This window comes from Nocardia sp. NPDC003482, assembly GCF_053588115.1.
The window spans coordinates 61882-75674 of the sequence record NZ_JBSFPI010000004.1 but is presented as its reverse complement, the minus strand read 5'-3'; the positions used below and the strand labels follow the sequence as shown (position 1 = coordinate 75674).

Here is a 13793-nt window from a genome sequence, read left to right as displayed (position 1 = left end):
AGCACCGCGAGGCGAATACCCTCGAAGCATGACCCGAGCCGCGCTGAATCTCACCGAACAGCTCGACGCCATGCGTGCCGATCTCGGCGAGCTCTACCGCGATCTGCACGCCCATCCCGAACTCGCCTTCGCCGAACATCGCACGGCGGCCGAAATCGTCCGTCGCGCAACGGCTCTCGGCTACGAGGTGACCGCCGACGTCGGCCGCACGGGCGTCGTCGCCCGGCTCGCCAACGGCCCCGGCCCGACCGTGCTGCTGCGCGCCGATATGGACGCCCTGCCCGTTCGGGAGCAGACCGGCCTGCCCTACGCCTCCACCGCCACCGACCCCGAGACCGGCGGCCCGGTCATGCACGCGTGCGGCCACGACATGCACGTGACCTGCCTGCTCGGCGCGCTACGCGTGCTGGCGGGCGCGCGGCAGTCCTGGTCGGGCACGATCGTCGCCGTCTTCCAGCCCGCCGAGGAGAACGGCAGGGGCGCCGAGGCCATGATCGCCGACGGCCTGTTCACCCGCTTCGGCAAGCCCGACGTGGTCCTGGCCCAACACGTCGGCCCGTTCCCGTACGGCATGGTGGCCCTACACCCCGGCCCCGCCCTGGCCGCCACCGACGCCCTGCGAATCACGTTGCACGGCAAGGGCGGTCACGGCTCCCGCCCCGAAACCGCGGTCGACCCGGTGGTGATGGCCGCGGCGACGGTCCTGCGCTTGCAAACCATCGTCTCCCGCGAGATCAGCGGCACCGACACCGCCGTCGTCACCGTCGGCGCCGTCCACGCGGGCACCGCCCACAACATCATCCCCGACCGAGCCGAACTCCAACTCAACATCCGCACCTTCACCCCCACCGTCCGCACCCGCGTCCTCGCCGCCGTAGACCGCATCGTCCGCGCCGAATCCGCCGCCTCGGCCGCCCCCCGCGACCCCGACATCGCCCCCATCGACACCTTCCCCGTCCTGGTCAACGACGAATCCGCCGTCGACCGCACCGCCACCGCCCTCCGCCAGGCCCTCGGCCCCGACAAGGTCGTAGACCCCGGCCCCCTCACCGGCAGCGAAGACTGCGGCCTCCTCGCCACCGAAGCCCAATCCCCCCTCTGCTATTGGTTCTTCGGCGGGGTGGACCCCCAACACTTCCTGAACGCCCTCTCCGCGGGCACGGTAGAACAGGACATCCCCTCCAACCACTCCCCACACTTCGCACCGGAGCCGGAACCGACGATCGATACGGGGGTGCGGGCAATGGTGACGGCGGCGTTGGAGTGGCTGGATTGACCTGAGCCACAAGCACTCCCGACCCTACCGGGGCGCGTACAGCCCCGGTTCGAAAACCGCCTCCGCCCCCGCCCGGGTGTACAGCTTTCGCTGCAACCCCCGCAGAACCTTGATCGCCTCGTCGTCCCGCATCGGGCTCACCATCTGAAATTCGACCCCCGCCCCGAAGAGATCACTCCCGAACGCCAACTCACTCCAGAACAACACCCGCGCCGCTTCGACCTCACTCAAAGCCCCCCGCCCCCGCACCACCCCCCGAAGCCTCTCCACCTCCGCAACAGGGTGCCACTCCGGCAGCCTGTTTGGCCCCGATCCATGTGTTCGGCGTTCAGGTATGGGGCCGAGGTGAGGTCGTCGGTGGTCCCGACCTAGCAGCGCGGCGCTTTTCGGTTAGGGGAGAATGACCAGCTTCCCGCGGGTGTGCCCCGAGCGGCTTTCATTCAGGGCATCCCCGGTCTCCGGCAAGATGAACGTCCTGCTCACCTCCACCCGCAGCGCGCCTCGCTTCGCCAGGTCCGCCAGTTCCGTGAGTTTGGCGCCGTTCGGCCGGACCCAAATGTAGTGTCCGCCTTCCTTTTCCACCGTATCGTCGGTGGTGGAGGTGTGGCGGCCTCCCTCCGCGAGGATCGCGCGGGTGACATCCAGTTGGCCGCCTACGAAATCCGCTACCGTGGTGACCCCATCCGGAGCCAACTCCCGAATCCGCTCGACCTCACCCTCCCCATACGCCACCGGCTCCGCACCCAGCTCACGCAGGAAGTCGTGATTGTGTTCGGAGGCCGTGCCGATTACCCGCGCGCCTCGGTCGCGCCCGATCTGGACCGCCAGGCTGCCCACCCCGCCGGAGGCGCCGTAGACGACGAGGGTGTCGCCGGGGCCGACGTTCATCCGGTCGAGGCAGCGTTGTGCCGTCATTCCGGCCAGGGGTAGGCCGCCTGCCTGGGGCCAGTCGAGTTCGGCCGGTTTGCGGGCGACGTGGTCGGCGGCGACGGCTACGAATTCGGCGAAGGTGCCCGCGTGGACGACGTCCTTGCGGGCGTAGGCCATGACCTCGTCGCCGACCGTGAATTCGGGGGTGTCCGGGCCGAGGGCGACGACCTCGCCCGCGACGTCCCAGCCGGGGATGACCGGGAAGACGGCCTTCAGCATCGGCTCCAGGTAGCCGGCCATGACCTTCCAGTCGACCGGGTTGACGCCCGCGGCCCGGACCCGGATCAGTACCTCGCCCGGACCCAACTTGGGGTCGGCGACCTCGGTCACGCGCAGGGGCGCGTTGTCGGTGGCGAAGGAGTCGTAGGTGGCGGCGCGCATCGGATCAGCCTCCTCGGTCGGTTTCCGGTCGAGGAGGCGATTCCCGATTCACCGCCTTCCATTCACCAGCGGTACGCCTGGTACACGAACTGCCGCAGGCGGCTGAACATGGGCAGCACCCGGGACGGGAAGATCTGCGGGACCACGATCGCGCTGACGCCGGTCGACGGGTCGACGAGGAAGTTCGCGCTGCCCGCCGACAGCCACGAATACTCCCCGGCCCGGGTCAGCACATGGCTCTGCCCGGGCGACTTCATCACCAGGAAGCCGAGCCCGAATCCGGCCGCGGGCATGGCGTCGGTGATGGCCGGGACCCCGAGCAGACTCGGGAACGACCCCAGCACCGCGTCGCCGGGCAGATGATTCGTCCGCATGGACTCGACGGTCATCGGCGAGATCAGCTGATCCGACCCGATCCGCCCGTCGTTGGCGAGCAGCCCGAGGAACTTCGTGTAGTCCTCCGCCGTCGTGTACAGCCCGCCGCCGCCGGACAACAGGATCGGATCCTCGGTCGGGTAGGCGCTCATCGGCGCGACCAGCTCGATGCCGTCCGGGCCGGGCGTGTACATGGCGGCGTAGCGGTCCTTCGCGCTCGCGGGTACGTGAAAGGCCGTGTCCCGCAACCCCAATGGCTCGAACAGCGTCTCGCGCAGGAATTCGCCGAACGACTTGCCCGACACCACCTCGATCACCCGGCCGAGCACATCCGTACTCAACCCGTAGTTCCACCCCGTCCCGGGCTGGAACCGCAACGGCAACTCGGCCCAGTGATCCACCGCCTCGGCCAGCCCCACGCCCTCCGGCGACCCCCACCCGTAACCGGCCTCGATGTAGAGGTGGTCGACGGGATGGGTGTGATGGAATCCGTACCCCAGCCCGGAGGTGTGGGTCAGCAGATGCCAGATCCGCACCGGCTCCACCAGCCCCTCGGTCACCGGATCGACCACCCAGCCGTCCCGGTAGACGCGCGAGCGCGCGAACGACGGAATGTATTCCGCCACCGGATCATTGAGCCCGACGAGCCCCTGCTCGACGAGCGTCATGAACGCGACCGAGGTGATCGGCTTGGACAGCGAGAACGATTTGAAGATGCTGTCGGTCCGCATCGGCCGCCCCTCGGCGGCATTCGCCAGGCCGCCGCTCGAGGTGTACTCGATCTCGCCGTGCCGGGCCACGATCGCGGTCCAGCCGGGGATCCTGCTCGTCGACACCAGCCGCCCGAAGTAATTATCCAGCGCGGCAAGACTTTTCACATCCAGATGCATGGTCATTCCTTCTCGCTCACCCGAGCTGCCGGACGTCGCGGCGGGACAGTTTGCCGCCCAGGATGTAGGGGAGTGCGTCGAGATATCGCACCTCGCGCGGAACCTTGTGCGGCGCCAGCGCTTTCGCGGCCGCGGCGAGCAGCCGACGTTCCAGTTCCAGCTCCGACACCGCGTCGTCGGCACGCACCACATAGGCGCGCAGCCGCCGCTCGCCGTCGGGCCCGCCGACCGTGCACACCGCGGCCTCCCGCACGGCGGGCGACTCCAGCAGCACCGACTCCACCTCGGCCGGATACACGTCGCGCCCGGCCACGGTCTCGACATCGTCCGCGCGCCCGAACAATTGGAGGTATCCGTCGTCGTCGAGCCGCGCGATATCGCCGGTGGCGTACCACTGCCCGGCGAGCCGCACCGGCGGCACCGACGCGTCCTTCGCGCCGAGCGAGATCGTCGGTCCGAGCACCTCGAGGCTGCCGATCTCCCCGGCGTCGATCGGTTGCCCGGACTGCCGATCGACCACCCGCACGGCGTAGGGGCCGATCACCCGCCCGACCTTCTGCGGCCGGTAGTCGGCCCCGGCGTTCACCGCGACCGCGTGCCCGATCTCCGTGGTGCCGAAGATACCGGTCAGACTCGATCCGAGCAGGGCGAGCAGGTTGTTCTCCACCGCGGTGTTGAGCACCTCGCCCGCGGTCACCGCGATCCGCAGCCGTTTGAGCGCGTCGGCCCCCGGCTCGCGCAGCAGGGTCGCGAAGTAGCTGGGAATCGCGTAGAACACGTCCACCGAATGCCGCTCGATCAGCCGCAGGGCCTCGGCGGGCACCAGCCGGGAGTCGGTCCCGTTGAGGACGGTCGACGCGCCGCGCAGCAGCGGGAAGAAGACCGCGTTGCCGAGCCCGTAGGCGAGGTAGGTGCCCGACGCCGACAGGCAGACCTCGCCCCGGGCGATGCCCAGCGCGTTGCCGACGCCGTTGTCGAAATGCCGGATGTCGCCGTGCGTGTGCGTCACCAGTTTGGCGGGACCCGTTGTGCCGGAGGTGAATACGGAGAACGCGGGAGTGTCGTCGGTGACCGCGGCGATCTCGGTGTCGGCCCGCTCCCCGGCCAGCTGCTCCGGCCACAGCGCGACGCAGCCGTCCGGCACCTCGAATTCGCGGTGGCGCACCACGACCGACGCCCCGGAGCGCAGTGTGCCGTCGGCCAGTTGCTCGATCGTCGCGTTCCCGTTGAGCGGCACCGCGATCGCGCCGATCCGCAGGGTCGCGAGGAACACCGTGACCAGATCGATGGTCTCGGGCAGGATCAGGCACACCCGGTCACCCGCACCGATCCCGTACCCGCGCAGTGCGTGGGCGGTGCGGGCCGTCCGTTCGAACAGGTCCGCGTAGCTGTGGTCCCGCTCGGCGGTCCGATAGGCCGGGCTCGAAAGCCAGCCTCCCGCAACGGCTCTGGTCTCTATCTCGGCAACGAAATTGGAACTGGCAGACACGATGACACCTTCTCGTTCACTATCTCGGTGACTTCCCGCCGTGCAGGAACAGCGCGGCGAGCAGGCCGACCAGCCCGGCGACGAGCGGCAGGAACATGCTCTGTGCCATGGCGGTCGCGAAATCGGTTCGCAATCCGGGGATTTCGGAGGGCAGGACGGCCGGGCCGGAGGTGGCGGTCCGGGCCGCGGATTCGGACAGATGATGGGCGAGATTCGTCTGGACCAGCGCGCTCATGGCGGCCGCGCCGAGCACCGCGCCGGTCTGGCGCAGCGTGTTGAACACCCCGGAGGCCGCGCCCATCAGATCCGGCGACAGCTCGCGCATGGAGTAGGTGGCCAGCGGGGCGAGCACGAACGCGCCGCCGAGCCCGAACACGCCGAATCCCAACGAGACGAACAGGATCGAGCGGTCCGCGTGCAGCGCGTACTGGAGGATCGCGGTGCCGATCGCGGCCACCAGGAAGCCCGATACCGCTACGTAGCGCGGGACCGCCCGGCCCACGATGCGCGACACCAGCGGGGCCAGCACCACCATGATCGCCGCCATGGTCACCGTCGTGAACGCCGTCTCCATGGTGTTCAGCCCCGCGACCCGCTGCAGGTAGTACATGATCGGGATGACCTGGGAGTTCATCACCACCGCCATGGCCGCGATGCCCAGCACGCCGAGGGAGAAGTTCAGGCTCCGGAACAGCCGCAGCGGAATCAGCGGCTCGATCCGAATCCTGTTCTGCCAGAAGACGAACGCGCCCAGCGCCGCGAGTCCGGCGACGAGCATCGCCCACACCCGGCCGTCCCAGTGCAGGCTCTCGCCCTGCTGGAGGGCGAAGATGAGCAGGAACACCCCGGCCCCGCTGAGCACGACGCCCAGCACGTCGAAGCGGCGGCTGTGCGTCTCCAGCTCCGGGATGAACCGGAAAGCCATTGCGAGACCGATGATTCCGACCGGCACGTTGATCAGGAAGATCCAATGCCAGCTCACCGTGCTCACCAGCAGCCCGCCCAGCAGCGGCCCGGCGACCGTCGCGATCCCCGACACCGCGCCCCACGCGGCCATGGCCGAATGCCGCCGATCCGCGGTGAACACCCGGTTGATCACCGCGAGGGTCTGCGGCGTGATCAGCGCCGCGCCCACGCCCTGCACGACCCGCGCCGCGATCAGCACGCCGACCGTGGTCGACAGGCCGCAGGCGACGCTGGCCAGGGTGAACACCACCATGCCCGCGACGTACACGGTCTTGGCCCCGATCCGGTCGCCCAGTCGCGCGGCGAACAGCAGCGGCACCGAGTACGCGAGGAGATACGCGCTGGTCACCCAGATGACCGCGTTGATCGAGGTGTGCAGTTGGGTCTGGATCGCGGGCTGGACGACGACCATGATCGTCGTATCGACCTGGATCATGAAGAATCCGACGCAGACCGTCCACAGCGCGGCCCACGGTCGCGAATTCACCGTCTCGACGGCATCCGGTGGTATTCGCCTTTCGTCCACCAGCCGCGATTGATTGCCGACCACCTCGAACCCCTCCTTGGAATGCCATTCATGGGAATGCACCGAGTGACGCCGTCCGGACAGCGAAAGAAATGCGCGCGAGATACCGACAGAACCGGCCCGTGCGACACCTGCTATGCTAATCGAACAGTTTGATGACTGTCAAACTATTGGAGGTGTCCGAACATGCCGAATGTGTCGAACGTATTGCCCGAACCGGCGCTCGACGAGCTGGAAATGGTCCAGATCCTCGCGGCGCTGGCCGATCCCGCCCGGCTGACCCTGGCGAAGTACCTCTACGCCACGAGCCAGCCGGTCGAGTGCGGGGTAGCGGGTAAAACGGTCGATCTGCGCCCGGCGACGCTGTCACATCATTGGCGCATCCTCCGGGAGGCGGGGCTGACCCGGACCTTCGTCGAGGGCCGCTGCCGCCTCCTCGAACTGCGCCGCGCCGACCTGGACCGGCGGTTCCCCGGTCTGCTCGACGCGGTCCTGGGCCAGTGAACGCTGGGCGGTCCCGACACGGACTACGGGACCCGGGTGTACCTGAGTGGTCCCGGCACGGACCACGGGACCCGGGTGTACCTGAGCGGTCCCGGCACGGACCACGGGACCCGGGTGTACCTGGGCGGTCATATCGTCAGGGTCAGGGCCGCGGTGGCGTAGGCCGTGATGACCTGGCAGGTCTGGCCCGGGTTCAGGCGGGGATCGCAGCTGGACCGGTAGCGGCCGGTGAGCAGGTGTTCCTCGGTCACGTTCAGGCCGATGCACTCGGTCACCGCAGCGGGGGAGGTCTCGAGGTGCAGTCCGCCCGGCGCGATGCCGAGCGCGGTCAGCGTCTCCACGAATCCGACGACCTCGCCGACCGCGTCGTCGACCCGGCGCGTCTTCACCCCGGCGGCGGTGGCGAAGGTGTTGCCGTGCATGGGATCGCACACCCACGCCACCGGATGCCCGCCGTCGCGCACCGCCTCGGCCAATTCCGGTAGCCGTTCCCGGACATGCGCGTTGCCGAGCCGGAAAATGAGCGTCAGCCGCCCGGGTGTGCGATGCGGATCGAGCAGTTCGCACAATTTCCGGAGGTCGTCGCCCGGCATCGCCGGACCCACTTTCAACCCGATCGGATTGTCGACCGCCGCGAGCATGGCGATATGACTGGAATCGAGCCCTCTGGTCCGTTCCCCGACCCACGGGAAATGGGTGGAGGTGAGCGTTTGCGTGCCGTCGGCATTTCCGCGGATCTGCGGCACCTCGTAATCCAGCACGAGGGCCTCGTGGCTGGACCACGGACCGTAGCCGTCGCCGGCGCGGCGGGCCGCGAGATGACGGTGCGCGGCGCGGCTGAAGTCGTGCACGCGCAGCATCCGGGTGGGTTCGTGCGCGCGTTCGGCGTGCGACGGCCCGTGCCCGTTCACGAGATCGCCTCGGTACGAAGGCAATTCGCTGCCGCCGACCCGCTCGGTGGGACTGCTGCGCGGCTTGGCGAACTGTCCGGCGAACCGGCCGATCCGCACCACCGGTCGGTCGGTGAGATCGCTGAAGTTCGCGCTCATCCGGGTGAGGAAGTCGGTCTTCGCCGCGAAATCGGCGTCGCTGGATTCGGCCAGCATCTCGGCGCAGTCGCCGACCTGCAGGATCTGCGCCCGCCCGGCCGCCACCTCGGCGAGCCGATCGCGCAGCGCGCGGACCTCCTCGGCCGCGACCAGTGGCGCGGCCCGATCCAGATATGCCCGCACCGGGGCGATATCGGCGTGATCGGCCCAGTCGGGCTGTTGCAGCGCGATACCGTCGAGGCCCCACATCGAACCGGGAATCGCCGCGCTCACGACGGCGATCCCTCGTCGAGCGGGATGAGCGCCTCGATCTCCACCAGCAGGTCGTCGCGGCAGACGTCGACATTGAGGTAGCGGGCGGTGGCCGCGCCGCCGACGGCGTCGGTCACGATATCCCGCACGACCTCCAGATCCGCGGCGTGCTTGACGTACACCTTGAGCTGGCGCAGATCGGACAGGCTGTGTCCGCTCAGCCCGTAGTCGGCCAGATTCTCCTGTCCCACAAGGTATTCGATGTTCTCGAGCACGGTGCGGGTCTGCTTGCGAATGTCGCCGGGGTGGACGGTCGCGTGCCCGAGGATGCTCGCGGTCCCGGAGACGAACAGCTGCCGCGGCGTCGTCTCGTCCGCGTCGCGCAGGACGGTGGCGCGGGCGAAATTCGGTGACTTGGGCCCGTATTCGCGCGGGTACTCGTAGGCGGGCAGCTGCCGTCCGTTCTCGATGTGCCGGGGCCGCTGCGTACGCGCGGCGAGCAGCGCGATCGAGATGCCGCGCCCGCGGGTGCCGATTCCCGTTGCGGCGGGGATCTTTCCGAGGCCGTCCTGGTACAGCTTGAACGCCTCGGCGCGTCCGGCCACGAAGTCGCGGTAGATCTCCATCCCGGCCGCGTTGGCGTCGACGATGCCGCCGACGAAGTTCCAGACGCGAAAGATGCTGGGGTAGTTGAGGTTCGCGATGAGTTTGAACGCCGAGCGATAGGCGCGGTTGGTGGCCTCGGCGTATTCGTCGAGTTCCGGGATTTGCACGGCGGCGAACAGGTACTCGTCGGTGTGGGCGTAAACGAGGTCCTCGTAGCGCCCGGCGGTGACGGGCGCGTCGACCGCCCAGGTCTCGGTGAACTCGTCGAAGCCCGGCGAGCTCATCGGTATGCGCAGCACGGGTGTGCCGCCCTCGGATATGTCCAGCGCCGAGGTCGTGCCGAATTCGATCCGAGCGAGTGTGAAAGCATCATTCGATACCCGATCGACAGGGTCGAATGTGGACCAAAGTCGTGCGGTGGGTGCCACCGACATCGAACCCTCCCCGTATATCAATAAGTGGTTCCTCGCGTCGATGAATGGATTATTCGACGCAAATCGAACTGTACCGGAGCTGGACGGCCGTGCAACCGCTGCGGAAATTGTGGGGCGGGTCACAGCGGGGTTTTCCCGCGCTTTCCGGGGAAAGTCGGCTACCGTCCCGGTCGTACGGATCGGCGAACATCATCGCAGGTAGACATGGCTCTTCTCGGCTGAGGTACCGGTTGGACGCCTGCCCGTGATAGTTACTTCCACCCTTGTGATTACGCTGAATATAACTTCCAGCAGCCTCCCGTAACTACTCGCCCGAGTGGTTCGAGATCGCATCCTGGGCGGCCTCTCGCGGAACTACCCGATCGAGTAGTGGGCATTTCCCGCGCTCTTGGTCTAATTTCGGAAAAAGGCCGTTCGGTCGATCGTGGAATAGATCCGTGCAATCGAGGAGGCTCCCGTGAACGAAGCAGTCGCCACCACCGATATCCGCGACGAGGAGATTCTGGACTTCCATCGCGGCGGGAAACTCGTGGTCGCCCCGACCGCGCCGCTGCTCGATTCCCGGACCCTCTCGGTCTCCTACACCCCCGGTGTCGCCCGCGTCAGCACCGCGATCGCCGACCGGCCCGAACTGGTCGACGAGTACACCTGGGCGGGCCGCCTGATCGCCGTGGTCACCGACGGCACCGCGGTGCTCGGCCTCGGCGATGTGGGCCCGCGCGCGGCGCTTCCGGTCATGGAGGGGAAGGCCGGGATCTTCCGCGCGTTCGCCGAACTCAACGCGGTGCCGATCGTCCTGGACACCACCGATGTCGACGAGATCGTGCACCTGCTGACGCGGCTGCGGCCGTCGTTCGGGGCCGTGAGCCTCGAAGACGTCTCGGCGCCACGGTGTTTCGAGCTGGAACGCCGCCTGATCGACACCCTCGGCTGCCCGGTCATGCACGACGACCAGCACGGCACCGCCATCGTGACGCTCGCCGGGCTGCGCGGCGCGGCCACCCTGCTGAACGCCGACCTGACGCGGATGCGGGTGGTGATCGCGGGCGCGGGCGCGGCCGGGGTGGCGTGCGCGCGGCTGCTGCTGGCGGCCGGGGTCGGCGACATCACCCTCGTCGACTCCCGCGGCATCATCCACTCCGAACGGACGGACCTGAACCCGGTCAAGGCGGAACTGGCCCGCCACACCAACATTCGCGGTCTGCGCGGCGGCATCGCCCAGGCGCTGCCCGGCGCGAACGTCCTGATCGGCGTGTCCTCCTCGCGGGTCCCGGAGGAACTGGTCGCCAGCATGGCGGCCGACGCGGTGATCTTCGCGCTGTCCAATCCGGAACCCGAGATCGACCCCGCGATCGCCGGCCGGCACGCGGCGATCGTCGGCACCGGCCGCAGCGACCACCCGAACCAGATCAACAACATCCTCGCCTCCCCGGGCATCTTCCGCGGCGCCCTCGACGCCGGCGCGACCCACATCACCGAGGCCATGAAACTGGCCGCCACCGAGGCCATCGCGGCCATCGCGGCCGAGGACCTCGCACCGGATCGGGTGGTGCCGAGCGCGCTGGACCCCCGGGTCACCCCGGCGGTGGCGGCGGCGGTCGCGGCGGCCGCGCGGGGTTAGGTCGCGCGCCGGTACAGGTGGTGTACGAGTTCGATACGGGACGAGACGCCGAGCTTGCGGAAGATCGCGCGCAGGTGATAGTTCACCGTGTGCGGGGAGACGTAGATCCGTTTGGCCACTTGCCGATTCGTGAGTCCCGCGCCGACGAGTTCGGCGATCGCGCGCTCGGTGTCGGTGAGCAGATGCCAGCCGGAGTCCGCGTCCGGCGCGAGCGCGGCGGGCTCGGGCCGGGGCGGCGCCGACGTCGAATCCAGTTCGGCCAGATGACGTTCCGCGCAGGCACGGGCCCACGGATCGATGTGCCCGGCGATGGCCGCGCCGAGCGCCACGGGGTCCCGGTCGAGCAGGCCGCGCGCGTGCTGGGCCGCGACCGCCGGTTGCGGGTACTCGGGATTGTCCGCGGCGAGCCGTTCGGCCGCGGCCACCGCCCGCTCCGCGAGCCCGTCGTCCCCGGTGAGCTGCGCCAGGCGCACGAAGAACGCCGCCGCGCCGGGCTCCTGCACCAGCAGCGCGGGGGTGCTCTCCAGCCCGCGGGCCGCGTCGGTGAGGAATGCGGCCGCGGCGCCCGCACCCGACCGGGCGTGGATCACCAGCAGCTCCACCCAGTCGTACTGCGGCGACCGGAAAAGCGTTCGGCCCGTGGCCAATTCGGCTCGGCAACGGCGAACGTGCCCGGCCGCCGCGTCGGCGTCGCCCGATCGCAACGCCACCAGCGCCGACACCGTATGGGTCAGCGGAACCAGCAGGGGAGTGCCCAGTTCGGTGGCGATGTCGAGGGCGACGCGGGCCTCGTCGCGGGCCTCGGCGAGGCGGCCCGCCTGCACGAGCATGCGCGAGCGGACGGTGGCGACCGCCGACAGATGCGCGCCGAGCTGCAACCGGTCGATGTGCTCGGCCGCCTCCGCGATCAGCGCCTCGGTCTCGTCGAAGCGGCGCAGTTCCCCGAGTTTGGTGGCCAGCGCCAATTTGGGCCAGGCATAGGGCAGATCGGGATCGACGCCGCGCGCCGCGGCCCGGCCCCAGCGCAGCCCCTCGCGCAGTTCGCCGTGCGCCCACCGCTCGTTGGACAGCACGGTGGCGGCGACGACGGCGTGCGGATCCTTGCCGACCAGGCCGCGTCGCCCGAGCACGGCCTGCGCGCGGGTGCGGGCCCGGTCCGGATCGAGCATGTACTGGCCGAACAGCAGCGCGGCCCCGGAGACGGCGGCCGTGTGCGCGCTCGGGGGTTCGGCGGCGGTGAGCACCCGTTCGGCCTCGCGCACGCCCTCCGCCGCCCGGCCGGCCATCACCAGCACATCGCTGAGCAGACAACGCAATTCGACGACCAGGTCCTCCGGCAGCGACCGTTCCAGGGTCGAGCGGGCGAGGGTGATCGCGGCGTCCAGCCGCCCGGCGGCCACCAGATTGCGCACGGCCGCCACGGCGTGGGCGTTGCGATCGAGTTCGGCGCGCCCGGTCCGGGGTGCGGGCGTTCTGCGGTCGGCGTGCCGGGGGGAGCGCTCGCGAATGCGGCGGGCGTCGTCGAGCAGGGTCACCCGCGCCGCGACGGGCAGCAGCCGCTCGAGCGCGCGCGGCACGATCTCGTTGGGGAAGGCCAGCCGGTCGTCGTCGGAGACGAGCAGTTCCGCGGCGAGCGCCTCGGTGAGCGCGGGCAGCACGCCGACGGTGGTCTCGTCGAGCAGTTCCAGGGCTTCGGCGAGTTCGAAGGAGGGGCCGAGCACCGCGCCCGCGCGCAACAGCTGGCGGCATTTCTCGGAATGCTCACGCAGCCAGGCCCGCACGGTCGCGAGGACCCGCTCCGGCAAGGCGGCCGAGCGCAAAGCCACACGGCCGCCGCGTATTTCGAGATGTCCCTCCGCGCGCAGCCCCGCCGCGAGATCCACGATCAGGCGGGGATTGCCGTTGGCGGCGGCGAGGTAGGCCGACAGCTCGTCCTCGGGCGTCGCCCCGAGCACATCGGCGGCGACCAGCGCGGCCGCCGTGTCGTCGAGCGGCCGCAACGGTACGCGGATGATCCGATCGTAGGCGTCGGCCCGTACCACGGGCCCGTAGCCGCTGGTGGGCGGCGGGTGGACCTCCAGCACCGCCGACAGCGCGACATACCCGCCCGCCGTCTCCGCGGCCCACGCCGTCGAACCCAGCAGCAGCGCCGCGGAATCCACATCGTCGGTGCCCAGCACGATCGGCCGCGCCGGATCCGCCCGCGCGAGCGCCAGCCCCTCGTGCAGCAACCGGCTCTTACCCATTCCGCGTGCCCCGTCGATCACGAGCACCCGCCCGAAATCCCCACTGGCCTCGGCCAGGAATTCGCGTATCTTCTCGATCTCCGCCGCGCGGCCGTGCAGCCGATCGGGCCCACGGCGAGCCCCCCAGTCCTCCAACGCTGCCCCCTTCGTGCGGTCCGGCAGGCTCGTTTCCGTCTCCTGGCCACAGCACTCGGGAACCAGGAAGAGTGGCGAGCCACGATGCCTGCCCGGTGGTCCGCCGTAGCGGA

Annotated in this window: 11 protein-coding genes; 3 read left to right on the top strand and 8 right to left on the bottom strand. The window is 69.6% G+C overall.

Annotated features, from left to right (window positions below):
* The first annotated feature begins 28 nt into the window (after positions 1 to 28).
* A complete protein-coding gene (locus ACWDSJ_RS07800; RefSeq protein WP_450030059.1) occupies positions 29 to 1276 on the top strand; it encodes an amidohydrolase in 1248 nt (415 codons plus the stop codon).
* Between the two features lie 24 nt (positions 1277 to 1300).
* On the opposite strand, the gene ACWDSJ_RS07795 is transcribed toward ACWDSJ_RS07800, so the two are convergent.
* From ACWDSJ_RS07795 to ACWDSJ_RS07775, 5 genes are all read right to left on the bottom strand, one after another.
* Entirely contained in the window at positions 1301 to 1507 is a 207-nt protein-coding gene (locus ACWDSJ_RS07795) for a hypothetical protein (RefSeq protein WP_450030057.1), read from the bottom strand.
* Between the two features lie 159 nt (positions 1508 to 1666).
* Positions 1667 to 2587 carry an NADP-dependent oxidoreductase gene (locus ACWDSJ_RS07790; protein WP_450030055.1) on the bottom strand — a complete coding sequence of 307 codons (921 nt, stop codon included), beginning with the start codon at positions 2585 to 2587 and terminating at the stop codon, positions 1667 to 1669.
* Positions 2588 to 2649: 62 nt separating this feature from the next.
* Positions 2650 to 3858, bottom strand: a complete 1209-nt coding sequence (locus ACWDSJ_RS07785) for a serine hydrolase domain-containing protein (protein ID WP_450030053.1) — start codon at positions 3856 to 3858, stop codon at positions 2650 to 2652.
* A gap of 10 nt (positions 3859 to 3868) precedes the next feature.
* Positions 3869 to 5341 (bottom strand): AMP-binding protein, encoded by a 1473-nt coding sequence (locus ACWDSJ_RS07780; protein WP_450030051.1) that lies wholly within the window; start codon positions 5339 to 5341, stop codon positions 3869 to 3871.
* Positions 5342 to 5360: 19 nt separating this feature from the next.
* Complete coding sequence (locus ACWDSJ_RS07775) at positions 5361 to 6857, bottom strand: MFS transporter (protein ID WP_450030050.1); 1497 nt, start codon at positions 6855 to 6857, stop codon at positions 5361 to 5363.
* 162 nt (positions 6858 to 7019) lie between these two features.
* On the opposite strand from ACWDSJ_RS07775, the gene ACWDSJ_RS07770 reads away from it, so the two are divergent.
* Positions 7020 to 7337 (top strand): ArsR/SmtB family transcription factor, encoded by a 318-nt coding sequence (locus ACWDSJ_RS07770; RefSeq protein ID WP_387359989.1) that lies wholly within the window; start codon positions 7020 to 7022, stop codon positions 7335 to 7337.
* Positions 7338 to 7465: 128 nt separating this feature from the next.
* Here the strand turns inward: ACWDSJ_RS07770 and ACWDSJ_RS07765 are convergent, their stop codons facing one another.
* Positions 7466 to 8659, bottom strand: a complete 1194-nt coding sequence (locus ACWDSJ_RS07765; RefSeq protein ID WP_450030047.1) for a 3-deoxy-7-phosphoheptulonate synthase — start codon at positions 8657 to 8659, stop codon at positions 7466 to 7468.
* A complete protein-coding gene (locus tag ACWDSJ_RS07760) occupies positions 8656 to 9678 on the bottom strand; it encodes an FkbO/Hyg5 family chorismatase (RefSeq protein ID WP_387359994.1) in 1023 nt (340 codons plus the stop codon). The genes ACWDSJ_RS07765 and ACWDSJ_RS07760 overlap by 4 nt, the downstream gene beginning before the upstream one ends.
* 457 nt (positions 9679 to 10135) lie before the next feature.
* Between ACWDSJ_RS07760 and ACWDSJ_RS07755 the strand changes: the two genes are divergently transcribed.
* Positions 10136 to 11299: an NAD(P)-dependent malic enzyme gene (locus ACWDSJ_RS07755; protein WP_387359996.1), complete on the top strand. Its 1164-nt coding sequence runs from the start codon at positions 10136 to 10138 to the stop codon at positions 11297 to 11299.
* Here ACWDSJ_RS07755 and ACWDSJ_RS07750 read toward each other — a convergent pair.
* Positions 11296 to 13680 carry a LuxR C-terminal-related transcriptional regulator gene (locus ACWDSJ_RS07750; protein ID WP_450030045.1) on the bottom strand — a complete coding sequence of 795 codons (2385 nt, stop codon included), beginning with the start codon at positions 13678 to 13680 and terminating at the stop codon, positions 11296 to 11298. The two genes, ACWDSJ_RS07755 and ACWDSJ_RS07750, sit on opposite strands and share 4 nt — an antisense overlap.
* Between the last annotated feature and the right edge of the window lie 113 nt (positions 13681 to 13793).